This window comes from Rossellomorea sp. NPDC077527, from assembly GCF_044542955.1.
GTDB lineage: Bacteria > Bacillota > Bacilli > Bacillales > Bacillaceae_B > Rossellomorea > Rossellomorea aquimaris_E.
The window spans coordinates 1-25,268 of the sequence record NZ_JBITVL010000012.1 but is presented as its reverse complement, the minus strand read 5'-3'; the positions used below and the strand labels follow the sequence as shown (position 1 = coordinate 25,268).

The 25,268-nt window shown below is 43.8% G+C and carries 25 protein-coding genes and 2 tRNA genes; 25 read left to right on the top strand and 2 right to left on the bottom strand.

The features are described 5' to 3' along the window. Positions 1–8: 8 nt before the first annotated feature. From yabN to ACIGG7_RS22730, 7 genes are all read left to right on the top strand, one after another. Positions 9–1,469: a bifunctional methyltransferase/pyrophosphohydrolase YabN gene (yabN, locus tag ACIGG7_RS22760; RefSeq protein ID WP_397551106.1), complete on the top strand. Its 1,461-nt coding sequence runs from the start codon at positions 9–11 to the stop codon at positions 1,467–1,469. 21 nt (positions 1,470–1,490) lie between these two features. Continuing rightward, positions 1,491–1,760, top strand: a complete 270-nt coding sequence (locus ACIGG7_RS22755) for an RNA-binding S4 domain-containing protein (protein WP_397551118.1) — start codon at positions 1,491–1,493, stop codon at positions 1,758–1,760. A gap of 98 nt (positions 1,761–1,858) precedes the next feature. After that, a complete protein-coding gene (gene yabP / locus ACIGG7_RS22750) occupies positions 1,859–2,161 on the top strand; it encodes a sporulation protein YabP (RefSeq protein WP_044340620.1) in 303 nt (100 codons plus the stop codon). Further along, positions 2,158–2,811: a spore cortex biosynthesis protein YabQ gene (gene yabQ / locus ACIGG7_RS22745; RefSeq protein WP_397551105.1), complete on the top strand. Its 654-nt coding sequence runs from the start codon at positions 2,158–2,160 to the stop codon at positions 2,809–2,811. The genes yabP and yabQ overlap by 4 nt, the downstream gene beginning before the upstream one ends. 41 nt (positions 2,812–2,852) lie before the next feature. Further along, positions 2,853–3,242, top strand: a complete 390-nt coding sequence (locus ACIGG7_RS22740) for an FtsB family cell division protein (RefSeq protein WP_224945554.1) — start codon at positions 2,853–2,855, stop codon at positions 3,240–3,242. A 74-nt stretch (positions 3,243–3,316) separates the two neighbouring features. Continuing rightward, the gene (locus ACIGG7_RS22735; RefSeq protein WP_224945553.1) at positions 3,317–3,742 is read left to right on the top strand and encodes a S1 domain-containing RNA-binding protein; all 426 of its coding nucleotides are present in this window, start codon (positions 3,317–3,319) and stop codon (positions 3,740–3,742) included. A gap of 723 nt (positions 3,743–4,465) precedes the next feature. Further along, entirely contained in the window at positions 4,466–4,936 is a 471-nt protein-coding gene (locus ACIGG7_RS22730; protein WP_224945551.1) for a DinB family protein, read from the top strand. 45 nt (positions 4,937–4,981) lie between these two features. On the opposite strand, the gene ACIGG7_RS22725 is transcribed toward ACIGG7_RS22730, so the two are convergent. Both ACIGG7_RS22725 and ACIGG7_RS22720 read right to left on the bottom strand, forming a co-directional pair. Further along, a tRNA-Glu gene (locus ACIGG7_RS22725) sits at positions 4,982–5,053 on the bottom strand. A 9-nt stretch (positions 5,054–5,062) separates the two neighbouring features. Next, a tRNA-Met gene (locus ACIGG7_RS22720) sits at positions 5,063–5,139 on the bottom strand. Positions 5,140–5,428: 289 nt separating this feature from the next. Here ACIGG7_RS22720 and spoIIE point away from each other — a divergent pair. The 18 genes from spoIIE to lysS all read left to right on the top strand — a co-directional run bounded on the left by spoIIE (position 5,429) and on the right by lysS (position 24,837). Further along, on the top strand, positions 5,429–7,915 hold the full coding sequence (gene spoIIE / locus ACIGG7_RS22715; RefSeq protein WP_224945548.1) for a stage II sporulation protein E: 2,487 nt from the start codon (positions 5,429–5,431) through the stop codon (positions 7,913–7,915). A gap of 95 nt (positions 7,916–8,010) precedes the next feature. After that, positions 8,011–8,751: a VWA domain-containing protein gene (locus ACIGG7_RS22710; protein WP_224945547.1), complete on the top strand. Its 741-nt coding sequence runs from the start codon at positions 8,011–8,013 to the stop codon at positions 8,749–8,751. Beyond that, on the top strand, positions 8,720–9,721 hold the full coding sequence (locus ACIGG7_RS22705) for a protein kinase domain-containing protein (RefSeq protein ID WP_397551117.1): 1,002 nt from the start codon (positions 8,720–8,722) through the stop codon (positions 9,719–9,721). The genes ACIGG7_RS22710 and ACIGG7_RS22705 overlap by 32 nt, the downstream gene beginning before the upstream one ends. A gap of 67 nt (positions 9,722–9,788) precedes the next feature. Continuing rightward, positions 9,789–11,192, top strand: a complete 1,404-nt coding sequence (gene tilS, locus ACIGG7_RS22700; protein WP_224945546.1) for a tRNA lysidine(34) synthetase TilS — start codon at positions 9,789–9,791, stop codon at positions 11,190–11,192. A gap of 3 nt (positions 11,193–11,195) precedes the next feature. Next, positions 11,196–11,744: a hypoxanthine phosphoribosyltransferase gene (hpt, locus tag ACIGG7_RS22695; RefSeq protein WP_224945544.1), complete on the top strand. Its 549-nt coding sequence runs from the start codon at positions 11,196–11,198 to the stop codon at positions 11,742–11,744. Positions 11,745–11,847: 103 nt separating this feature from the next. Continuing rightward, complete coding sequence (ftsH, locus tag ACIGG7_RS22690) at positions 11,848–13,809, top strand: ATP-dependent zinc metalloprotease FtsH (protein ID WP_224945542.1); 1,962 nt, start codon at positions 11,848–11,850, stop codon at positions 13,807–13,809. Positions 13,810–14,465: 656 nt separating this feature from the next. Beyond that, entirely contained in the window at positions 14,466–15,233 is a 768-nt protein-coding gene (locus ACIGG7_RS22685) for a type III pantothenate kinase (protein ID WP_224945540.1), read from the top strand. 18 nt (positions 15,234–15,251) lie between these two features. Beyond that, entirely contained in the window at positions 15,252–16,133 is an 882-nt protein-coding gene (gene hslO / locus ACIGG7_RS22680; protein WP_397551104.1) for an Hsp33 family molecular chaperone HslO, read from the top strand. 25 nt (positions 16,134–16,158) lie between these two features. Further along, positions 16,159–17,040, top strand: a complete 882-nt coding sequence (locus ACIGG7_RS22675; RefSeq protein ID WP_397551103.1) for a peptidyl-prolyl cis-trans isomerase — start codon at positions 16,159–16,161, stop codon at positions 17,038–17,040. A gap of 241 nt (positions 17,041–17,281) precedes the next feature. Continuing rightward, positions 17,282–18,208 carry a cysteine synthase A gene (cysK, locus tag ACIGG7_RS22670; RefSeq protein WP_397551102.1) on the top strand — a complete coding sequence of 309 codons (927 nt, stop codon included), beginning with the start codon at positions 17,282–17,284 and terminating at the stop codon, positions 18,206–18,208. Between the two features lie 158 nt (positions 18,209–18,366). Next, entirely contained in the window at positions 18,367–19,770 is a 1,404-nt protein-coding gene (pabB, locus tag ACIGG7_RS22665) for an aminodeoxychorismate synthase, component I (protein ID WP_397551101.1), read from the top strand. After that, complete coding sequence (pabA, locus tag ACIGG7_RS22660; RefSeq protein WP_397551100.1) at positions 19,767–20,351, top strand: aminodeoxychorismate/anthranilate synthase component II; 585 nt, start codon at positions 19,767–19,769, stop codon at positions 20,349–20,351. Before pabB ends, pabA begins: the two co-directional genes overlap by 4 nt. Before the next feature lie 3 nt (positions 20,352–20,354). Continuing rightward, positions 20,355–21,224 carry an aminodeoxychorismate lyase gene (pabC, locus tag ACIGG7_RS22655; protein ID WP_397551099.1) on the top strand — a complete coding sequence of 290 codons (870 nt, stop codon included), beginning with the start codon at positions 20,355–20,357 and terminating at the stop codon, positions 21,222–21,224. A 52-nt stretch (positions 21,225–21,276) separates the two neighbouring features. Then, positions 21,277–22,050: a dihydropteroate synthase gene (folP, locus tag ACIGG7_RS22650; RefSeq protein WP_224945597.1), complete on the top strand. Its 774-nt coding sequence runs from the start codon at positions 21,277–21,279 to the stop codon at positions 22,048–22,050. After that, positions 22,043–22,402 (top strand): dihydroneopterin aldolase, encoded by a 360-nt coding sequence (gene folB / locus ACIGG7_RS22645; RefSeq protein ID WP_397551098.1) that lies wholly within the window; start codon positions 22,043–22,045, stop codon positions 22,400–22,402. The genes folP and folB overlap by 8 nt, the downstream gene beginning before the upstream one ends. A 1-nt stretch (position 22,403) precedes the next feature. After that, the gene (gene folK, locus ACIGG7_RS22640) at positions 22,404–22,928 is read left to right on the top strand and encodes a 2-amino-4-hydroxy-6-hydroxymethyldihydropteridine diphosphokinase (protein WP_224945520.1); all 525 of its coding nucleotides are present in this window, start codon (positions 22,404–22,406) and stop codon (positions 22,926–22,928) included. Further along, on the top strand, positions 22,880–23,104 hold the full coding sequence (locus ACIGG7_RS22635; protein ID WP_397551097.1) for a helix-turn-helix domain-containing protein: 225 nt from the start codon (positions 22,880–22,882) through the stop codon (positions 23,102–23,104). Before folK ends, ACIGG7_RS22635 begins: the two co-directional genes overlap by 49 nt. Before the next feature lie 236 nt (positions 23,105–23,340). Beyond that, positions 23,341–24,837 carry a lysine--tRNA ligase gene (gene lysS / locus ACIGG7_RS22630; RefSeq protein WP_397551096.1) on the top strand — a complete coding sequence of 499 codons (1,497 nt, stop codon included), beginning with the start codon at positions 23,341–23,343 and terminating at the stop codon, positions 24,835–24,837. The last annotated feature ends 431 nt before the right edge of the window (positions 24,838–25,268 follow it).

Here is a 25,268-nt window from a genome sequence, read left to right as displayed (position 1 = left end):
AGATTGACATGAATACCATAACGATAGTCGGGTTAGGTGCAGGAGATATAGAACAGCTTCCTTTGGGTGTATACAGACGTATCAAAAGCAGTTCACATCTATATTTGAGGACAGATCAGCATCCTGTTGTAAAGGATTTAACAGCAGAAGGAGTGACATTTCACTCTTTTGATGCTGTTTATGAAAAACATGATCAGTTCGATCTCGTATATGAAGAAATTGTCCGAGAACTGGTTGCGGCATCAGAACAACATTCACTCGTGTATGCCGTCCCAGGTCACCCATTGGTCGCTGAAAAGGCGGTCCAGATGCTTCTGTCTCTTCAGGATGAAGGGAAGATTCGGGTTGAGATAGGTGGGGGGCAGAGTTTCATTGATGCTTTATTTGCTTCTGTCGGAGCGGATCCGATTGATGGATTTCAACTCCTGGATGGCACGAGCTTAAAGCTTCATGATATTCATATGAAACAACAGCTCATCATCGGACAGGTGTATGATGCCTTCATTGCCTCTGAGGTGAAGCTCACTCTGATGGATCTATATCCATATGATTATGAAGTCATGCTGGTGACGGCAGCTGGAAGTAAGGAAGAAAAGGTGGAGCGTATTCCACTGGTGGAGCTTGACCGGGTAGCGCATCTGAGTAATCTGACCAGTCTTTATGTCCCAGCGGTGAAAGAAATGGAAGCCTCTTTCAAGCAATATGCCACATTAAGGGAGATCATTTCGACGCTACGGGGACCGAATGGCTGCCCATGGGACAAAGAACAGACCCACCATTCCCTCAAAAAATATCTTCTGGAAGAAACGTATGAGCTTTTGGAAGCCATCGAGGAAGAAGACATTGATCATATGATTGAAGAAATGGGGGATGTTCTTCTTCAAATCATGCTTCATGCTCAAATCGGAGAAGATGAAGGTATGTTCACCATGGAGGAAGTAATGGAAGGTTTGTCTGCCAAGATGGTCCGCAGACACCCCCATGTGTTCGGTACGGTCCAAGTGGAGAACACGGAACAGGTGAAAGCAAACTGGGACGAAATCAAGAAAAGTGAAAAGCAACAAGACCATGAACCGATGCTTAAAAACGTCGCAAAAGGGATGCCGGCTCTTATGAAGGCATATGAATACCAGAAAAAGGCCGCGAAAGTAGGCTTTGATTGGGCAGATCCTCAAGGTGCATGGGAAAAAGTATGGGAAGAATTGAAGGAGTTTGAAAACGAAATCGAGAATAGTAGTGAAAACCACATGAAAAAAGAATTTGGTGATGTGTTATTCGCTCTCGTCAACGTAGCAAGGTTTTATAAGATCTTTCCAGAGGAAGCATTGGCCATGACGAACACGAAGTTTTTCCGCCGCTTTTCCTATGTAGAAGAACAGGTACTGAAATCCGGAAAAAGCTTTGAGGATTTTTCATTGGAAGAGTTAGACCAATTTTGGAATGAAGCGAAAAAGATGAATATCGAATAAGGGGGAAGAACTATGGTATCGATGAGACTAGATAAATTTTTGAAAGTGTCAAGACTTATCAAAAGAAGAACACTGGCGAAGGAGATTGCCGATCAGGGGCGTATCACCGTAAACGGCCTGCAGGCTAAAGCGAGCTCCAATGTGAAAGTCGGGGATGAACTGAGCGTAAGGTTTGGCCAGAGGATTATGAGGGTAAAGATAGAAAGGCTTCTGGAAACAACGAAAAAAGAAGAAGCGAGCGGGCTTTATTCCGTCCTTTCAGAAGAAAGAATTCAGGAAGAAACGGAGTAAGGGTTACATAGCTTTTGATCTGTAAATTGGTTCTAAATTTCCCCTGAACACATAAACATAGTTACAAAGCTTGTACTATGGGAATGTGAGGGATGGATATGAATCAATATTATGATGGAAACAAAGATAAAACGACCTTTCAGGAACACGACGTGATGATGAGGGGCCGCAAGCTTCTGGACATCACCGGTGTGAAACAGGTGGAAAGCTTCGATAACGAAGAGTTCCTTCTGGAAACGGTGATGGGGTTCCTCTCTGTCAGAGGCCAGAACCTTCAGATGAAAAATCTGGACGTGGATAAAGGCATCGTCTCGATAAAAGGAAAGGTGTTTGATCTCGTTTATCTGGATGAACAAAATGGGGAGAAGGCTAAAGGCTTCTTTAGCAAGCTGTTTCGATGACCCTCTCGACCCAGTTCTATACCATGCTTTCCATGATCGGCATGGGAGCATTATTTGGTGCGGCACTTGACACATACTCCCGGTTCTTGAATCGTTCCGAGAGAAAACGGTGGCTTGTATTCATCAATGACATCATGTTTTGGGTATTACAGGCCCTGGCGATTTTTTATATTTTATTCGTCGTTAATTTCGGAGAGATCCGCTTTTATATTTTCCTTGCGTTGCTATGCGGATTTGCGGGATACCAGGCATTGATCAAACAGCATTACCTGGGCTTTCTGGAGCGGCTGATACAGTTTTTTATCGCCTTGTATAATTTTGCTGTAAGAATGGTGAAGAAATTGATTTATTCACCGATAAAATGGATGATTGTGCTTCTTATTACGATTGTATTATCTATAGGAAAAGGGCTCTTATCCGTCATATTATTCCTGTTAAAGGTCATATGGAAATTGGTACAGTGGGCGATTAAGCTCGTAATCACACCAATAGGGTGGATTTTAAAGGGTATTTGGAATTTATTGCCGAAAAATCTTACAAAAAGAGTCGAGAAGTTATATAATAAAATGGCAGGAAATATTAAAGTGTACATCAAAAAAGTATATAGAGTGGCAGAAAAGTTCAAAAAGAAACCCAAAGATAAAGAATAGGGTCAGGCTTTGTCACTCCATATTGAAAAGGAGGTTTGGGAATGAGAAAGAACGTGACATCAATGGAAAATGAATATGTCCGTCATCAGGAGCATATGCATAAATCTTCTTCTAAGAGAAAAAAGCGTTTGGTCCGTCGATTAGCAGTTTTCTTTGTATTAGTGTTGGCAATTAGTGGATTTTTAATCTCGACCCTCATTTCCAGAGCCCAGGTTTTAGAAGATAAACAAACGGAAAAAGCACAATTGGAAAAGAAGCTGGAACATCTAAAAGATAAGCAATCAGCACTCGAAGAAGAGATTGTGAAGCTTAACGATGATGAATATATTGCCAAACTGGCGCGCCGGGATTACTTTTTATCAGATGAAGGTGAGATTATTTTCAACATACCAGAATCAGATAATGAGAAAGAAGAAGAGGAGTCTTATTGACACTCTTTTTTTTAATTGGCTATAATATATAGTAAGGTTTATCTTTTATAATTTTAAGGAGGAGCATTTCTTTTATGTCAATCGAAGTAGGCAGCAAGTTACAGGGTAAGGTAACAGGTATTACAAATTTTGGAGCGTTCGTGGAATTATCGGAAGGTTCAACAGGTTTAGTTCACATTAGTGAAGTTGCAGACAACTATGTTAAGGATATTAACGAACACCTTAAAGTCGGCGACGAAGTAACGGTTAAAGTTATTAATGTTGAGAAAGATGGAAAGATCGGTTTATCCATCCGTAAAGCGAAAGAGCAACCACAACGCCCACAGCGCCCTCAGCGTCCTCAACGCCCGCGTAGTAATAACAAACCGAACGACACACGTACGAAAGAAAGTTTCGAACAAAAGATGGCACGTTTCTTGAAAGACAGTGAAGATCGTTTATCATCTTTAAAGAAAAATACTGAATCTCGTCGTGGTGGAAGAGGGGCGAAAAAAGGTTAACTTGCTGTCTATTAACCCATATAGCAGGTTGTGAACGGAAAACAGGCATACTCATTTTGATGAGTATGCCTGTTTTTTTATGGCACTGTAGAATGGTTGATGTTTTTTTCAAAGATTATGTTTTGCAAGATGTTCTGTCAGTAAGTGTGTACTGAAAGGTGGAGGAAACTGCTCCGCTTTTCACGTTCGTCCGGTCTATTCTCTTCAAAAGATCGTTTCCGGAATCTCGCCATCCACGTTTTTTATATGAGTCAACGCTGTTCCCCTCACCAATAAAAAGCTTTAATTGGCATACCTCAAATGGTTTTAAAAAATGATTATCATTTTTCTATTAATAGCTAATAACTTATGCTTTGAAAGTTGATTGGAGCGAAAGGTGCTCGACTCCTGCGGGAAACGCTGGACAGGACGAAAAGCGGAGGCGGCTTGTTCAGACCCGACAAGCATAAGATGAATGGGCTAAGAAGGCGTTTTTTTGCCTTCTTGGCTCATTTAGCTTATGACCTCGAGGGGCTAGCCGCAGTAGCTGGATCTTGAGACCCCACAGGGCTTTAGCCCGAGGAGGCTCAACTCACGCCCCGCGGAAAGCGAGCACCTGTAGCGGAAATCAACCACTACTCGCTAAGCAAAACAGTCTTTTTATTTTGATTTCAGCCCCAAACAGGAAATTCATCATCCCATACCGAATAGATACTAGTAAATCATTTAGTGGGGGCAGTAAGAATGAAAAAAGAACAGATCATTGATCATCACGAATCGTTTAAGGTGTGGCTGAATGAGTTGAAGCAGATAAGTGAAGAAGAATGGATCCAGCCGATGGAGGAAGGGAAATGGTCAATCGCAGCCAATGTCTCTCACATCATCAAATGGGACCAATATTCCTTAAGAGAGATCCTTCCACATGCGAAAGAAGGGGTGGAACTTATACCATTTCCGGACTTTCAGGAATTTAATGGTGCGGCTGAAGAATATGCGCATCGTGTGGCAAATCAGGAAGGCTTGATCGAAGAAGGGGTACAAACGAGGGATGAACTGATAACGTATGTGAAAGGTCTTTCGGACGATGATTTCAGGCAGGCATTTAAAGTTGGAGATCAAAGCTTTACCCTTGAAGAATTTTTTGAAGACTTCATCGGTCACGATAAACATCATCAAGAGCAGATCGAAGAAGTGGTATCTGCAGAAAAGGCTTAAAATAGCCAAACAAAAAAGACTATCCAAAGATAGTCTTTTTTTCTATGACCCGTACGGGATTCGAACCCGTGTTACCGCCGTGAAAGGGCGGTGTCTTAACCGCTTGACCAACGGGCCAGGACAATATGGTAGCGGCGGAGGGGATCGAACCCCCGACCTCACGGGTATGAACCGTACGCTCTAGCCAGCTGAGCTACACCGCCATATGGATATGCGCCTTTTTGGCACAAAATCTATGATACCTAGAAAGAATTATCTTGTCAATATACGATCGTAAAGATTTTGTCAAAATTCCCTTAAGTCTGATGTCACAAGCATTAGAATAGAAAAAACAGGAAATCCATACATTCTACAAAATGAATATTCAGAATATTTTAACGGAAACGATAGAAAGTCGTCGAAACATTCTTGGTATACATTCCCTCATTTTGACAAAGTTTTAAGCTCGTACCATTTATACTGAAAAAAAAAGAAATGAGGAGTGTTTCATACATGGGGAAAGTCGATCAGTCGATCATCGAACCTGTCCAGAACGTGGATATCGAACACACGAGGGTGGAACTGTCCAAGGGGATTCGGTCCGTTTATTCAAAGCTGGAGTGGTTATTTGTAGAAAAGGGGATTGCCTTATTCGTGATTGGATTTTTACTCGGGAGAGCCTTGATCCTTTCGCATTTGTCGCCATTTGCCCTGCCGTTCTTTGCCTCGGTTTATATTATCAGAAGAGAGAAGTCACCGATTGCCCTCATAGGATTGCTCGCAGGTGCTCTTACTTTATCGATTCCTAGTATCAGTTATACGTTTGGCAGTGCAATAATATTCCTATTAGCTTTTCGGTTATCTCAGAAATATCATAAGAATAATGTGAGGGCTGTTGCCTTCTATGTCTTCTTTACCGTCATGGCTGCTAAACTTGGCTTCGATTACATTCAACAGGGACAAGCCTTGACGATTTACAACGGAGTGATGGCGCTGATAGAAGCGAGTCTTGCGTTTCTCTTAACCTATATCTTTATCCAGAGTGTACCTCTCGTTACGGTTCAGCGTAGAAGAAAATCGCTGAAAACCGAAGAAGTGGTCAGTTTGATCATTCTCTTGGCCTCCATCATGACAGGGACGATCGGCTGGTCTTTGTACAATCTATCTGTAGAACATGTTCTATCAAGATATCTGGTCCTTCTATTCTCCTTTATCGCCGGAGCCACAGTGGGCTCGACTGTAGGGGTGGTAACCGGTCTTGTCTTCAGCTTAGCCAATGTTTCAAGCTTTTATCAAATGAGCTTGCTTGCTTTTTCCGGTCTTCTGGGCGGTCTTATGAAAGAAGGGAAGAAATTTGGAGCGGCAATCGGTTTGTTAATCGCTACGCTATTAATGGGAATGTACGGAGATACGGATACGGTCCTTACAAAAACACTTTATGAATCGGGAGTAGCGATACTACTCCTCTTTTTAACTCCGCAAAGCTTGACGTCTAAAATTGCAAGGCATATACCCGGTACGGCTGAATATCAGCAGGATCAACAAGGATACATGCGACGGGTCAGGGATGTGACCGCTCATCGGGTCACACAGTTTTCGTCGGTGTTCCAGGCATTATCGAACAGCTTTCAACAAATAGAAGAACGGTTTGAAGAGGAGGAAGATAAAGAGTTTGACTACTTCTTAAGCAATGTCACGGAGAAGACATGTCAAACATGCTTTAAGAAAGACCAGTGTTGGGCACGGAATTTTGATAAAACCTATAATCTCATGAAAGATGTGATGACTGAATACGACCAGGGCAGGGTCCCGCTTTCTCCGAAACTGGCAAGGGAAGTGGAAAAGCATTGTACGAGGGAGAAGAAGTTGAAGGATACGATTTATCAGGAGCTTACTTTCTATCAAGCCAATCTGAAATTGAAGAAACAGGTTCAGGAAAGCAGGAAGCTGGTGGCTGATCAGTTGCTTGGGGTATCAGAAGTAATGGGGAATTTTGCGAAAGAAATCCAAAGGGAAAGGGAGAATCATCATCTTCAGGAAGAGCAAATCCTCTCGAGTATCGGAGAGTTCGGAATCGAGATTGAAAACATTGAAATCTATAATCTTGAGCAAGGAAATGTGGATATCGATATCACCATGCCATATTGCGGTGGACATGGACAGGGAGAAAAGCTTATTGCACCGATGCTGTCGGATATCTTAGGTGAAAACATCGTCGTACAAAAGGAGGAGTGTGCCCAATTTCCAAATGGTCAATGTCATGTCACCTTTCAATCTGCTAAAAAATTCGTAGTCGATACAGGAGCATCCCATGCGGCAAAAGGAGGAGGTTTGGTTTCAGGAGACAGTTATTCCATGATTGAATTAGGAAGGGGGAAATATGCCGTTGCCATCAGTGACGGGATGGGGAATGGTGAACGAGCTCATTATGAAAGCAATGAGACATTGAGACTGTTAAAGAAAATACTGGAATCGGGCATTGAAGAACAGGTTGCGATCAAGTCGATCAACTCGATCCTGTCCCTAAGGACGAATGATGAAATTTTCTCCACATTAGATCTTGCTATGATCGACCTGCAGAACGCTTCTTCTAGGTTCTTGAAAATCGGATCGACCCCAAGCTTCATCAAGAGGGGGGATAAAATCCTCAAGGTGGAAGCCAGCAATTTACCGATGGGGATGCTTCAGCAGGACTTTGATGTCGATGTCGTGTCAGAACAGTTGAAAGCAGGAGATCTTCTCATCATGATGAGTGATGGTGCCTTCGAGGGACCCAAACATGTAGAGAATTATGATCTGTGGATGAAGAGGAAAATTAAAGAACTCGAAACCGAGGATCCACAGGAAGTAGCGGATATTTTAATGGAGGAGGTTATCCGGTCGAGTTCCGGTCTCATAGAGGATGATATGACCATCGTAGTCTCGAAAATTAAACATAATATACCGAAATGGTCTTCCATCCCAATGCACAAAGCAAAAGCAAAAGATAAAATTTCCTAGGGTAGAGAATATCCTATAAAAATAGTTAACTAGAGTATAATTCCCTCCTTATTCGGCGAAGATGATATCAACTTTAGAATGAGGAGGGGAGTCTGATGAAGCCAGGTACACTTCGTCAAATTCTTTTAATTACGGATGGTTGCTCGAATCAAGGAGAAGACCCGATTGCGATGGCAGCCCTTGCCAAGGAGCAGGGGATTTCGGTCAATGTGATCGGCGTAATGGACAATGATGTTATAGATGACAATGGAATGCAGGAAATTGAAGGGATTGCTCTATCGGGGGGTGGAGTGAGCCAGATTGTATATGCGGAAACACTTTCTCAAACCGTACAGATGGTCACGCGTAAGGCGATGACACAAACATTGCAGGGGGTTGTAAATAAGGAGTTAAAACAAATCCTCGGAAAATCCGCATCCATGGAGGAGCTCCCACCCGAGCAGCGTGGAGAGGTCATGGAAGTTGTGGATGAACTGGGTGAATCCGTTGATATGGAAGTGTTGATTCTTGTCGATACGTCTGCAAGTATGAAACACAAGCTTCCGACAGTCAAGGAAGCCTTATTGGACCTATCATTAAGCTTGAATGCCAGGATGGGGGATAATAAATTTTCTGTCTTTGTATTTCCCGGGAAAAGACAAGATGTCGAAAAATTGCTGGATTGGACACCGAAGCTTGAAACGTTAACGAGTATTTTCTCTAAACTGTCTCCAGGCGGGATCACTCCAACAGGGCCGGCCATCTCAGAGGCCATTACACACTTTAAGAAAAAACGTTCATTAAGGGGATTGCTCTCTCGTGGCGATGATGAACAATACTTCGAAGAAACCATTTAGTTTTCCCCCTGGAACGGTTATTAGAGGAAAGTGGTATAAGAATATATACACTGTCGTAAAAGAATTAGGGTACGGTGCCAATGGCATGGTATATCTCGTGCAGGGATCATCTGGGTATCAGGCATTAAAAATGAGTGACAGCAATATGTCGATCACATCAGAGGTCAATGTATTAAAATCTTTCTCCAAGGTCCAAGGCTCCCCCCTTGGGCCAAAGCTTCTTGATGTGGATGATTGGGAGGTCAGGGGTCAGAAAATCCATTTTTATGTGATGGAATATATACAGGGAACAGACCTGTTGTCATTTGTGCAGTCCAAAGGGTTTTCCTGGACAGGTGTACTCATTGCCCAGCTCCTCTCAGACCTGGAACGTATTCATAAAGAAGGATGGGTGTTCGGGGATCTAAAGCCGGAAAACTTGATTGTGACGGGTCCTCCTTACCGAATACGCTGCATCGATGTTGGGGGCACCACTATCAATGGCCGTGCCATTAAGGAGTTTACGGAGTTTTTTGATAGAGGATATTGGATAGGGGGATCGAGAAGGGCGGAACCCTCCTATGATCTTTTCTCTGTAGGAATGATCCTTATCAATCTTGCTTACCCAACACGTTTCACCAAATCTTCTGACGGGAATATGAAACAACTAAAGCAGGCCATTGACTCCAAGGATCAATTAAAAAGGTTTGCTGGAACGATAGAGGATGCCTTGGAGGGGAAATACCAGTCAGCAAGTGAAATGAGAGAGAGTCTCTTACATGGACTATCACGTTCTCAATCGGTACAACAGCCGAAACCGAAAGTACAACGGTCAGTCCCGAGAAGCTCTCCTTCAAAGACAACTTCTCCCCACACAAGCAGATATCAGAACCAGCGGAATAAAAAATCCAGTCATTTCCTGGAGACTTTGCTTGTCGTGATCATCGTATCGCTTCTGTACGTTTTGTATATTTATGGAGAATTGATGTAGCGTAATAGTGTAAGGAAGCCTGAGAAATTGATACAATGAGGAAAATGGTTTTAGGAAGAGGAAGACAATGTTAGAGCAAACGACTAAACGATTCATTCAAGATCATCAGCTCATTCTAAAGGGAGACCGCATTGTTGTGGCAGTGTCAGGTGGTCCCGATTCCTTAGCGCTTCTCCATTTTCTTGACTCGAATAAAGCTGAATTTGGAGTAGAGGTGGCTGCGGCTCATCTTGATCATATGTTCAGAGGGGATGAGTCCTATCAGGAGCTTCTATTCGTCCAGGAGTTCTGCCATCACCGGAACATCCCTTTTTATGGAGAAAGAGTGGATGTCGCACTGGAAATCGAGCGTACAAAAGGAAGCACGCAAGACACAGCACGTCAGATCCGTTATGAATTCTTAAAGGGGATCATGAAAGAGCTGTCTGCTTCTAAGCTTGCTCTCGGTCACCATGGCGATGATCAGGTTGAAACTATCATGATGAAAATGACAAGGGGTGCGTCAGGTGCATCCAGGTCCGGAATTCCATTAAAGCGTTCATTTGCTGACGGTGAAATCATCCGGCCGTTCCTCTCTGTGACCAAGATGGACATCGAGAACTATTGTGAAAGACATGACCTGAACCCGAGAAGAGATCCAAGCAATCAGAAGGAAGATTATACGAGGAACCGGTTTCGAAATCGGGTACTTCCATTCTTAAAACAAGAAAACCCCCATGTGCATCTTCAATTCCAGCGATTCAGTGAAGAATTGGCAGAAGATGAGGCATATTTAGAGGAATTAACGAAGAAAAAGTTGAATAAAGTATGGAATAACACCGGTGTTTACTCGTCTTTACATATCGATGGTTTTCTCGCAATGGCTCAGCCTTTACAAAGGAGAGGGATTAATCTAATATTAAACTATCTTTACAAACGAAGACCATCTTCCTTATCGTCTATACATATTTACGATGTATTGGGTATTTTAAAAGGAAAAACGCCGAATGCCAGCATAGATTTACCAGAAGGGCTAAAGGTAACGCGTGCGTATCATACATGCTATTTTCACTTTGGGGAATTAGCCTTGACCGAGGTTCCATATTGTTATGAACTTCCGGCTAACGACAGGCTCGATATTCAAGGCGGATATCAGTTCCTTCTCCATTCTTCCCCGCCTGCTCAGGACCTGGTCGGCGACACGATCTATCTTGATCCGAGTCAGGTAACCCTTCCGCTATATGTGCGTTCGAGGAGAATCGGTGATCGAATGAAAGTAAAGGGGATGGAAGGCTCCAAGAAGCTCAAAACCCTCTTTATCGACCATAAGCTTCCCACGCATCTTCGCGATGGATGGCCAATTGTAGTCGATGCAGACGATCATATACTCTGGGTTCCGGGAATGAAGAAGTCCATCTACGATTTGGGAGAAGAGCAAGAGAATCGTTTAGTACTACAATTTATAAGCAATCATCTTCTAGGAGGCAGTTGAACATTGTTAAACCAAGATATTGAGAAAGTATTAATTTCAGAAGAAGAACTTCAAGAAAAGATCAAGGCACTGGGTGCTCAATTAACAGAGGAATACCAAGATCGTTTTCCTTTGGCAATTGGGGTATTAAAAGGTGCAATGCCATTCATGGCTGACCTTTGCAAGCGTATGGATACTCATATGGAAATGGATTTCATGGACGTATCCAGCTACGGTAATTCTACTGTCTCTTCAGGAGAAGTAAAGATTGTGAAAGATTTAGATACAAAGGTGGAAGGTCGGGATATCCTGATCATTGAAGATATCATCGACAGCGGATTAACATTAAGCTATCTTGTTGAGCTTTTCCGCTACCGCAAAGCAAAATCCATCAGCATTGTCACTCTGCTTGACAAGCCAAGCGGCCGTAAAGCAGACATCAAAGCGGACTACGTAGGCTTCATTGTCCCTGACGAGTTCGTGGTCGGATACGGCCTTGATTACGCTGAAAGATATCGTAATCTGCCGTATATCGGTGTTTTAAAACCAAGAGTGTATACAACGGGAGAATAAGTATATTCTAAAGAGGAATCTTGCAAGTGCAATTTGTTGTAATGCCATGATTTTCTATGATACTATTTTACTTAGTTTGTTTACCCGTGGGAGGAGGTAAGGGATGAACCGGATCTTTCGAAACACCATATTCTATTTACTAGTCTTTTTAGTGATCATAGGTGTGGTGAGTTATTTCAGCAACAACAACGAGCCAACCAAAAATATCGAGTACAGTACATTTATTAATAAGCTAGAAGACGGAGACGTTTCTTCTTTTTCAATTCAGCCTGGCAGAGGTGTTTATGAAGTAAAAGGACAAATGGAAGGGGCTAAAGAAGGAGAGTACTTCTTGACTTATGTCCTTACCACAGATGGAAAGTTGATGGATAAGATCAATACAGCGGCATCAGAGCAAGGCATTGATGTTGAAGTGTTGCAGGCCAAAGAAACAAGCGGCTGGGTATCTTTCTTTACAACCATCATTCCGTTCGTCATCATCTTCATTCTGTTCTTCTTCTTACTTAACCAAGCTCAAGGCGGCGGCAGCCGTGTTATGAACTTCGGTAAGAGTAAGGCCAAGCTTTACAGCGAAGAGAAGAAGAAAGTCCGCTTTAAAGATGTAGCGGGAGCCGATGAAGAAAAGCAAGAACTTGTAGAGGTAGTGGAATTCTTAAAGGATCCACGCAAATTCTCTGAAGTGGGTGCCCGCATTCCGAAGGGTGTCCTTTTAGTGGGACCTCCAGGTACAGGTAAAACCCTACTTGCACGAGCAGTAGCCGGAGAAGCAGGAGTTCCGTTCTTCTCCATCAGTGGTTCCGACTTCGTTGAAATGTTTGTCGGTGTCGGTGCATCTCGTGTACGTGATTTATTTGAAAATGCGAAGAAGAATGCACCATGTATCATCTTCATTGATGAGATTGATGCAGTCGGTCGTCAACGTGGAGCAGGATTAGGTGGAGGTCACGATGAGCGTGAACAAACCCTGAACCAATTACTCGTTGAAATGGACGGTTTCGGAGCGAACGAAGGAATCATCATCGTCGCTGCAACGAACCGACCTGACATTCTGGATCCAGCATTACTGCGTCCAGGACGTTTCGACCGTCAAATCACAGTAGACCGCCCGGATGTAAATGGTCGTGAAGCTGTCCTTCGTGTACATTCTAAAAACAAACCGCTGGATGATTCAGTGGATCTAAAAGCGATTGCCATGAGAACACCAGGTTTCTCAGGTGCCGATTTAGAAAACTTACTGAACGAAGCAGCCCTTGTGGCGGCACGTGAAGATAAGAAGAAAATCGATATGCGCGATATCGACGAAGCAACTGACCGTGTCATTGCGGGTCCTGCCAAGAAGAGCCGCGTCATTTCGGAAAAAGAACGCAAAATTGTGGCATTCCATGAAGCGGGTCACACCGTAATCGGATTAGTCCTTGATGAAGCGGATATGGTACATAAGGTAACCATCGTTCCTCGTGGGCAGGCTGGCGGATATGCTGTCATGCTTCCAAAAGAAGATCGTTACTTTATGACGAAGCCTGAGCTTCTTGATAAGATCACTGGTTTACTCGGTGGTCGTGTAGCAGAGGAAATCATCTTCGGAGATGTTTCCACTGGTGCTCACAATGACTTCCAACGCGCTACTGGAATCGCTCGTAAGATGGTCACTGAGTATGGTATGAGTGATAAGCTTGGACCACTTCAGTTCGGTCAATCCCAAGGTGGTCAAGTATTCCTTGGACGCGACATCAATAGTGAACAAAACTATTCAGACGCCATTGCTTACGAAATTGATTTAGAAATGCAGCGTATGATCAAAGACAGCTACGAACGAGCGAAGCGAATTCTTACTGAGAACCGCGACAAGCTTGAACTCATCGCCAAAACATTACTGGATGTTGAAACATTGGATGCCGCACAAATCAAGCATTTAATGGATCACGGTAAACTGCCTGAACGCACATATGAATCCGATCAGGATAACAGTGATGTAAAAGTGAATATCCAAAAGAAAAATGAAGAAAACGTGATCGAAGAAGACACGGCTTCAAAGGAAGACGATTCTGATTCTGATCGTACGTGATCGTGAAGGATGCACCCACTTGTGGGTGCATCCTTTTTATTTTTGGGAAGAGTTTGGTTGTTGGTTTTGTGGAAGTGGAACGGGTGTCCTCATCCAGCTCCAGGGCTTAGAGGCTCGAGGTCATAAGCTAAACATGTCCAAAAGGCAAAAAAACGCCTTTTAGTCATGTTCATCTTATGCTTGTCGCCTCTTTCAAAGCCCTTGCGCTTTTGTACCATCCAGCTACGGCGGTTAGCCCCTCGAGGTCATAAGTCAACTTCACCAAAAAGGCCAAAAGCGCCTTTCCGGTGAAGTCGCCTTATGCTTGTCGGGTCTGACCAAACCGCCTTCGCTTTTGTATTCATCCAGCTCCACCGGCTAGATCCTCGAGGTCATAAGCTAAATGGTCCAAGAAGGCAAAGAACGCCTTCCCGGCCCATTCATCTTATGCTTGTCGGATCTGACCAAGCCGGTTCCGCTTTTGTTTCATCCAGCTCCAGGGCTTAGAGGCTCGAGGTCATAAGTCAAACCTGCCAAAAAGGCAAAAACCGCCTTTCCGGCAGGTTCGCCTTATGCTTGTCGCCTCTATCAAAGCCCTTGCGCTTTTGTACCTATTCTAAATAAATTATGGTATGATGTTGGCAGTGTGAAAACAATTGGTTTAGTAGGTGAGGATATTGATTTTTGTAATGGATGTAGGGAATACCAATATTGTGTTTGGTGTGTATGAAAATGACCATTTAAAATATCATTGGAGAGCTGAGACGAATCGACATAAAACGGAAGATGAATTTGGGATGCTTGTCAAAAATCTGTTTGAGCATGTTCATCTGACGTTTGAGGAGATTGACGGAATTATCATTTCTTCTGTAGTCCCTCCAATCATGTTTAGTTTGGAACGCATGTGTGAGAAGTACTTTCATATCACTCCCCTTGTCGTTGGTCCTGGGATCAAGACAGGCTTGAATATTAAGTATGAAAATCCAAGGGAAGTCGGAGCGGACCGGATCGTCAATGCTGTCGCTGGTATTCACGAATACGGTGGTCCTCTCATTATCGTTGACTTCGGAACAGCGACGACGTATTGCTATATCAATGAAGAACGACAATATATGGGTGGAGCGATCGCCCCGGGGATAGGCATATCAACAGAAGCCCTTTACTCTAAGGCTGCCAAACTGCCAAGGATTGAAATCGCTCGTCCTGAGCAAATCATCGGAAAGAATACCGTTACGGCTATGCAGGCAGGTATCCTATATGGGTATGTCGGACAAGTCGAGGGTATCGTTCAAAGAATGAAAGCACAAAGTAAGGAGGAGCCAACAGTCATTGCAACGGGAGGATTAGCGACACTGATATCGAAAGAATCCAATAGCATTGACGTGGTAGATCCTTTCCTGACGTTGAAGGGCTTAAAATTAATCTATAAGAGAAATATGAACTAAAGTGAAAGGAGCTTCAACATGAGCGACTATTTAGTAAAAGCGTTAGCCTATAATGGGCAGGTACGTGCGTATGCAGTGAAAAGCACGGATACAGTAGGAGAAGCACAAAGAAGACATGATACATGGCCGACGGCATCAGCAGCACTGGGCCGAAGCATCAGTGCTGGAGTAATGATGGGGGCTATGCTGAAAGGTGATAATAAAATAACGGTCAAAGTCGAGGGTGGCGGTCCGATCGGAGCCATTCTGGTTGATAGTAATGCAAAAGGGGAAGTCAGAGGATACGTATCAAACCCTCATGTCCATTTTGATCTGAACGAACACGGAAAGCTTGATGTACGACGTGCGGTCGGTACAACGGGAACGTTATCGATTGTAAAAGACATTGGGATGAGAGACCATTTCTCCGGCCAGGTTCCGATTGTTTCTGGAGAACTTGGAGAAGATTTTACGTATTATTTCGTCACTTCAGAACAAGTGCCATCTTCTGTAGGGGTGGGTGTATTGGTGAACCCGGACAATACAATCCTTGCAGCAGGCGGATTCATCCTGCAGCTTATGCCCGGTACGGATGATGAAACGATTACGAAAATCGAGGAACGATTGGCCAAGATTCCACCAATCTCGAAATTGATTGAAAAAGGACTTACCCCTGAAGAGGTATTGGAAGAAGTCCTTGGTGAAGGGGAAGTCAAAGTACTGGAAACAATGCCGGTAGAATTCAAGTGTCAATGCAATAAAGAGCGTTTTTCCAATGCCATCATCAGCTTGGGTGTACAGGAAATTCAAGACATGATCGATGAAGATGGAAGTGCGGAAACAAGCTGTCACTTCTGTAATGAAGTGTATGTGTTTTCGAAAGAGGAGCTAGAAGAGCTGAAATCCAGCGCTGAGCAATAAATCACATCCGGGGAGAATGGGAGAAATGAGAATAAAACGGTCTGTACTCATGGGTATCATCGGGGTACTGCTTGTCACAAATCTGATTACACTTGTGTGGAACTGGTCCTCGGGTAAAGTCGGTACCCCTGAAGTCGTGGCATCGGTTGGCGGGGAATCCGTGACCAGGGAGGATTGGTTGTATTCACTTGAGCAGCAACATGGGAAGGAAGAGCTAAGGGCTTTGATCAATCAAAAAGTGGTCGATCAATTAGCGAAGAAATACGATATTTCCGTGTCGAATAAAGAAGTTGAACAGGAATACTACCTTATCCAATCGGTTTATAATGCATATGATGAAGAAAACAATGAAGATGAAGACACTCTCAAAGAGCAGATTAAATCTGAGCTATTGCTAGAGGAGCTCATTACAAAGGATGTCCAGGTGCCGGAGAAAGAGCTGAAAAAATTCTATACTCAGAACGAGGACCAGTATTCCATTTCTAAGATGTACAAGCTGAAGCAGCTGAAGGTAGCTGATCGTACAGAAGCAGAGCAAGTACTGAAGGAACTTGAAGCCGGTTCGAACTTTGAAGCGTTGGCCATGGAACGTTCAACCGATGAGCAAAGTGCACACCTCGGAGGGGACATTGGGTATGTCCCGTTGGATGGCGATATTCTATCCGGGGATGCAAAAGCAGAGGTGGAACGTTTGTCACAAGGTGAATGGACTCCACCGGTTCAACAGGATTCAGAGTATGTTATTTATTATGTAGACGATATCCTGAAGGAAAGACATTTTTCTTTCAAAGACGTCAAATCACAAATCCGCAGGCAGATTGCTTTGGATCAGATCGAGACACCTCTTAAGCCGGAATCCTTCTGGGATGAGTTGAAGGTGGAATGGTTTTACGGTAAGCAGGAGTAAAGGAGGAGAGCTGACTTTCTGTCGGCTCTTTTTTTTACATAGTCAGACCTTTTTCAACGAAACATAGGATAAGTGTAGAGTGCATATAAATATAGGTGAGTGTTAAGTATAGGGATCATTAACGATTATCTTCGTCTTTAGAGTATACCGATAAAGAGTGCAATATCGTTGACAAGTTGATTGAATATTGTTACATTTTATTAAAACCAACAAATTTACTTGGAATTAGGAGTGATGGACGGTGAGAATAGCCAATTCAATTTCAGAATTAATAGGTCAGACTCCAGTGGTGAAATTAAATCGATTAGTGGATGAATCCAGTGCAGATGTATATTTGAAACTAGAATATATGAACCCGGGCAGCTCTGTAAAAGATCGTATCGCCCTGGCGATGATCGAGGCAGGGGAAGCAGCTGGGACGATTAAACCTGGAGATACGATTGTGGAACCGACGAGTGGCAACACGGGTATCGGCCTTGCCATGGTCGCTGCCGCTAAAGGGTACCGTTCTTTGCTTGTCATGCCGGACACGATGAGTATGGAGCGGCGGAACCTGTTGCGTGCATACGGTGCCGAACTAGTATTAACGCCAGGTGCAGAAGGAATGGGAGGAGCCATTCGCAAAGCGGAAGAATTGGCGAAAGAAAAAGGCTACTTCATGCCGCAGCAATTTAAAAATGCCGCCAATCCGAAAGTCCACCGAGAAACGACTGGACCTGAAATCGTTGAACAAATGGGCGATCAATTGGATGCTTTCGTTGCAGGAATCGGTACAGGCGGGACAATCACCGGAGTGGGAGAAGTGCTGAAAAAGCATTATCCATCTGTTGAATTGTATGCCGTTGAGCCATCGGATTCCCCTGTACTATCAGGAGGAAAGCCCGGTCCGCATAAAATTCAGGGAATCGGTGCCGGATTCATCCCTGATATTTTAGATACAGATGTATATGACCATATCATACAGGTGGATAAAGATTCCGCTTTCGACTATGCCAGAAGAGCGGCAAAGGAAGAAGGGATCCTTGGCGGAATTTCTTCCGGTGCAGCCATCTATGCAGCCCTTGAAGTAGCGAAGAAGTTAGGGAAAGGGAAAAAAGTTCTCGCCGTCATCCCGAGTAACGGGGAACGCTATTTAAGCACTCCTCTTTATCAATTTGATGAAGAATAATCATCTATACCTGATCCTGAAGTGAAATGTTGCTTCAGGGTCTTTTTTTATGCATGAAAACCTGCTCAGCAAATCCTACTTACAATTTTTAAACGATGAAACCTTTTCGAAGTTCATGTATCATGAAAGAAGATAAAGATTAGGAGTGTGAGGGGTCAGTGCAGCACCTATATTTTCATAAAAACCAATCAACTAAAGAACATTTTTTCGCAGCGTACGAACAGCTTAGTCAACATCAGACGCATCATGTTTTGTTAGAAAGTGGACGTGGTGGACGATATAGTGTGGCTGGACTTCAACCTGACGTCATTTTACAAAGTGTTCCGGAAGGATTGAGAATACAGAATGCTGAAGGGGAAGAAACGGTAAGTGGAGATCCGCTTATTCAGTTGGAGAAATGGATGAACCCCCTTCAAACAGAAAGAAGAGACGACCTGCCTGATTTTCAGGGCGGAGTGATCGGATTTATCAGTTATGATTACGCAAGAAAGATTGAGAAACTTCCTTCACTTGGAAGGGATGATCTTGAGATTCCCGACCTCTATTTCTACTACTTGAAGGAGTGGGCCGTATTCGACCATCAGGAGAATTGCCTGTGGACGATGATTTTATCTGATGAAGGACCGGATATGGCTGAAGTAAAGCTTTCCCGTTGGACAGCTTCTTGGAATAATGCATCTTCATCGGTGGCCGAGGTCGATAGAAACCCTGTTTATTCTGGTTCGACAGATATAGAAGTATCGATGGATGAAGCAGAATTTTCAAAGGCAGTGAAGAAGATTCAATCGTATATTTCACAGGGGGATGTCTTTCAGGTGAACTTATCTGTCAGGCAGTCTCAGCAGTTGCGCAGAGAGCCATACACGGTTTATAAAAAGCTCCGGGAATTAAACCCGTCACCTTATATGAGCTATATTCACAGCCCTGACTTCCAAGTTGTCTCAGGTTCACCTGAGCTGTTGGTGAAGAAAAAAGGGACGGAAGTAAGCACAAGACCGATTGCTGGTACACGTTCCCGTGGTAAGGATGCCGCAGAAGATGAGAAACTTGCCCTTGAACTGATCAATAATGAAAAAGAAAGAGCCGAGCATGTGATGCTTGTGGACCTGGAACGAAATGATCTTGGAAGAGTGTGCCGATACGGGACGGTGGAAGTGAATGAGTTCATGGTAATCGAGAAATATTCCCATGTCATGCACATCGTGTCCAATGTAAGAGGGACGTTGGAAGAAACCAAATCGGGAGCTGACTTGATCCGGTCTGTTTTCCCGGGTGGAACGATTACGGGTGCGCCCAAAGTGAGGACGATGGAAGTCATTGAAGAGCTCGAACCGGTCAGACGGGGTATTTACACGGGATCCATTGGCTGGATCGGTGTGAATGGCGATATGGAACTGAACATCGTGATCAGGACGATGCTTGTGAAAGAAGGAAAAGGTCATATTCAAGCGGGAGCGGGAGTGGTGATCGATTCCAATCCGGCTTACGAATATAAAGAGTCATTAAAGAAAGCGAAAGCCCTATGGGTAGCGAAGGCAATGGCGGAAGGAGAAAATCTATGATCCTCATGATAGATAACTACGATTCATTCACGTATAATCTTGTGCAGTTTTTAGGAGAGCTCGGGGAAGAATTAATAGTGAAACGAAACGACGAGGTCACCCTGGGTGAAATTGAAGCTTTGTCACCGGATTATCTGATGATTTCTCCCGGGCCATGCAGTCCGAATGAAGCCGGTGTAAGTCTGGAGGCGATTCGAACCTTTGCCGGGAAGATCCCGATCTTCGGCGTGTGTCTCGGTCATCAGTCGATTGCCCAAGTGTTTGGAGGAGACGTCGTTCGTGCTGAACGGTTGATGCACGGAAAGGTTTCTCCGATTACCCATGATGGGAAAACGCTTTTTGCCGGGTTGTCCAATCCTTTCAATGCGACAAGGTATCATTCCCTGATCGTGAAACGGGAGACCCTTCCGGAATGCTTTGAAATTTCAGCCGAAACACCAGAAGGGGAAATCATGGCGATCCGACATAAACATCTGCCGGTTGAGGGAGTGCAATTCCATCCTGAATCCATCATGACAGAACAGGGGAAGCAATTGCTTCTTAACTTCTTGCAGTCCTATAAAAAAGTCGGGATGGCATGATAGATGTATCTATATCTGAACGGAGACGTTGTTCATAGTAGAGAAGCAGCCATTTCCCCATTTGATCATGGGTACTTGTACGGAATGGGAGTGTTTGAAACCTTTCGCACATATGATGGTCATCCCTTTTTGTTTAAAGATCATCTGAACAGATTATCACAGGGGTTAAACGAATTGAATATAGCGGCTGATCTGGATGAGGAAAAGATCAGACGGTCCATTTCTGAGCTTCTGGAGAAAAACGAACTAAATGATGCGTATTGCCGATTCAATGTGTCCGGTGGTGCGGGGGATATCGGGTTGAAAACGACCCCGTATGAGAACCCGACCGTTATCTTGTTTCAAAAGGAATTGCCCCCTACAGAACCGTTGAGAGAAAAAGAAGGGGTATTTCTAAACCTAAGGAGAAACACTCCGGAAACGGGGGAACGCCTCAAATCTCACCATTATCTGAACAATATGGCGGCGAAAAGGGAGATCGGCCCATCACTCAATCAAGAAGGTATCTTTCTGACAAAAGAAGGACACCTGTGTGAAGGGATCACTTCTAACCTCTTCTGGGTAAAGAACGGAGAGTTATTCACTCCATCGGTGGATACCGGTCTCTTAAACGGGATTACCCGCCGGTTCATCCTCGCCCTTACCTATCAATTGGATATGTCTGTTCGGGAGGGTCTGTTTGGTAAAGAGGAATTACTTGAAGCGGATGAGGTTTTTTTCACGAATTCCGTACAGGAGATCATCCCGGTAAGGACCATTGGTTCCATACATTTTCCCGGTCGGAAGGGAAAGATGGTAAGGCTGCTCTATGAACAATACTCGAAATATAAACGACACTTGAATTCTATCGAAGAATTACAATTAGGGGGATGACGCAGTGAAGTGCGGAAAATACGAACTTGATTTTACAGAGAAGACCCTCATCATGGGAATACTAAATATCACTCCTGATTCGTTTTCGGATGGCGGATCTTTCAATGAATTAAACGTGGCAGTGGAACGTGCGAAAGAAATGGTGGCCATGGGTGCAGACATCATTGATATCGGTGGAGAATCTACCCGGCCGGGACACCAGGTCGTTGAGGCTGAAGAAGAAATTTCACGGGTTGTGCCGATTATAGAGGCGATTTCCCGTGAAGTGAACGTACCGATTTCCATCGACACATATAAAGCTAAGACGGCAAGAAAAGCCCTGGAAGCAGGAGCGAGTATCATAAATGATGTATGGGGTGCGAAGAAAGATCCTGAAATGGCACAGGTGGCAGCGGAAACGGGTGCCCCCATTATTCTTATGCACAACAGGGGCAATAAAGAATACAGCCACTTCATCCGGGATGCGATCCAGGATCTGCAGGAAAGCATCTTCTTGGTGAAACAAGCCGGGGTAAAAGACGAACAAATCATCCTGGATCCTGGTATTGGTTTTGCCAAAACGGTACAATTGAACATAGATATGATGAGGCATTTGGATATCCTCGTCTCCCTTGGATATCCGGTGCTTCTCGGGACATCACGAAAGTCAATGATCGGACAAGTACTGGACCTTCCTGTAGAGGAGCGGATGGAAGGGACAGGAGCTACAGTATGCTACGGCATTCAAAAGGGTTGTCACATCGTTCGGGTTCATGATGTGAAGGAAATGGCCCGGATGGCGAAGATGATGGACGCTCTCATTGGGAAGGAGAAGATGTATGGATAAGATTCTATTGAACGAGATGGAGTTTTACGGCTATCATGGTGTATTTCAAGAAGAAAACAAACTTGGGCAGCGTTTTCGGGTCAGTGTAGAGTTGCATGTAGATTTACAGAAATCCGGCCGAAGTGATCAGTTAGAAGACTCCGTAAACTATGCGGAGGTTTATTCCATCGCCAAATCAGTGGTCGAGGGAGAGCCTAAGAATTTAGTAGAGGCATTGGCTGAAGAGATCTCTTCCAGAATCTTAAGTACTTTTCACATCGTAAAGAGCTGTAAAATCACACTAATCAAACCTGATCCACCTATCCCCGGACATTATCAATCGGTGGCGGTGGAGATTAATAGGAGTCGATAGGATGAATACTGCATACATTTCCCTTGGTTCCAATATGGGAGACAGGGCGGGTTATTTAGAAAAAGCCATAAACATCTTAGGCAGTCATGGTAAGATAGAGGTAACGAAACGGTCCTCCATGTATGAAACAGATCCGGTAGGATATACAGAACAAGATGAATTTTTGAATATGGTCATCGAAATTCGCACCAAATTAAGTCCAGAAACTCTACTACACCAATGCTTGCAGGTGGAAATCGACCTTGGGAGAGAAAGAGAGTTCAAGTGGGGTCCGAGAATCATAGACCTCGACATCTTACTCTTTAATCATGAAACGATTGAATCGGAGAATCTCCTCATCCCTCATCCAAGGATGCAAGAAAGAGCTTTTGTGTTAATACCGTTATTAGAGGTTGCTCCGCGCATTGAGCACCCGTCTTTTAATGCCCCGTTCGTTGAATTTCTGGACGAAATACCTGACAAAGAAGGAGTTCGGTTATGGAAACAGATAAATGGGGAAGACGCATTCGTGCATTCAGAAAGCTAAAAGGATTTACTCAGGAAGGGTTGGCCAAGGAACTTTCCATCTCCGTTTCTGTCCTTGGAGAAGTGGAAAGAGGGAGTCGGATACCGAAAGAAGAATTCTTAGCGAACGTAGCAGAGGTGCTGAATATCCCGCTGCATGACTTGATCCCGCATGAAGATAAGGAACATAGTGAGTAATGTCGGTTGATTCACTTGTATTTCTTTTTATGTTATTCTAAAAAAGGCTGGAACCAAAGCGTGACCCTGTCACCGAGTTGGAACGGCCTTTTTAGATTTTTTTCAATAGTATTTCTACACGCCGGAGTATGTTTATGAAATTACTCTTACTTTAGGGGTGTTACAAATATAGATATTGTGTAAAATAGTATGGTATATAATCGTATAGTCTAGTAAAGCAAGCAGATAGAATAGGAGTGAAACAGATGAGTCACGAAGAAATCAATGACCAGCTTCGAGTCAGGCGTGAAAAAATGGAAGCCATCCGTGAAAAAGGACAGGATCCATTCGGTAAACGCTATGATCGCACACACAGTTCATCCGAGATCAAAGCTCAATATGATGAATTTTCTAAAGAAGAGTTAGAAGAAAAAGATATTACTGTCACCATCGCGGGCCGTATCATGACGAAACGTGGAAAAGGAAAAGCGGGATTCGCCCACTTACAGGACCTCGCTGGACAAGTTCAGATCTATGTCCGTAAAGATGCCATCGGTGAAGAGGCATATGAAGTATTCAATACAGCAGACCTTGGTGATATCGTAGGGATCACAGGTACGGTATTTAAAACGAAGGTTGGCGAATTATCAGTCAAAGCGAAAGAATTTCAACTTCTGACAAAAGCGCTTCGCCCGCTGCCTGAGAAGTTCCATGGTTTAAAAGATGTCGAGCAGCGCTACCGTCAACGTTACCTGGATCTTATTACAAGCCAGGAAAGCAAGGAAACGTTTATCGCCCGCAGCCGCATCATCCAATCTATGAGAAGATACCTGGATAACAATGGATACCTGGAAGTGGAGACGCCGATGATGCACGCCATTGCTGGGGGAGCATCTGCCCGCCCATTCAATACCCATCATAACGCTCTTGATATGCCGTTATTCATGCGTATCGCAATCGAGCTTCACCTAAAACGTTTAATCGTCGGTGGACTTGAAAAAGTATACGAAATCGGACGGGTATTCCGAAACGAAGGTGTTTCAACTAGGCATAACCCTGAGTTCACGATGATCGAGCTTTATGAAGCTTATGCAGATTACCGCGACATCATGGCTCTAACGGAAAACCTTGTCGCTCACATCGCGAAAGATGTATTCGGATCGACTACTGTTCAATATGGAGACTACGAAATCAATCTTGAACCCGAGTGGACTCGTCTTCACATGGTAGACGCGGTGAAAGAGCACACAGGTGTAGACTTCTGGCAGGAAATGTCCGACGAAGATGCTCGTGCCCTTGCGAAAGAACACGGTATCGAAATCAAGGATAATATGCAGTATGGACATGTCGTAAATGAATTCTTCGAGCAAAAAGTGGAAGATAAGCTGATCCAGCCAACCTTCATCTATGGACATCCAGTGGAAATTTCTCCACTTGCGAAGAAAAATGATGAGGATCCACGTTTTACTGACCGCTTTGAACTATTCATCGTTGGACGTGAACATGCGAATGCCTTCACAGAGCTTAATGATCCAATCGATCAAAGAGAACGCTTTGAGGCTCAGCTGAAGGAAAGAGAAGAAGGAAACGACGAAGCCCACATGATGGATAACGACTTCATTGAGGCTCTTGAATATGGAATGCCACCAACTGGTGGGCTGGGGATTGGGATTGATAGACTGGTTATGCTGTTAACGAACTCTCCATCGATCCGCGACGTATTATTATTCCCATTAATGCGTCACCGTGACTAATAGAATATGTAAAACAGCCGGGGCAATAGCCCCGGCTGTTTTTTTGAATCATTATTAGAAGCGTGGTAGATAATAGTATGGTGTGTCTGTTAGGTAGAAAGACTCTCTTTCTGGTTCTGTTCATTACGGTAAAGTGAATAAAAACAGTGTCGATTGACGGATATTCATCAATTGATAAAAAAGAATCAATAAAACTCTTGCACGCCTGTATTGATGGTGGTATAGTATTATCTGTTGCCGCAAAACGCGACACACAACACGAAAAACTTTTTAAAAAAGTTATTGACTTGAAAGAGTTAATAATGTAATATTTAAAGGGTCGCTTCAAACGAAGCACTTACACATTGAACCTTGAAAACTGAACAAAACAAGACAATACGTCAACGTTAATTCTAGATTTATTTTTAAAGAGCTATTCAAACTTTTATCGG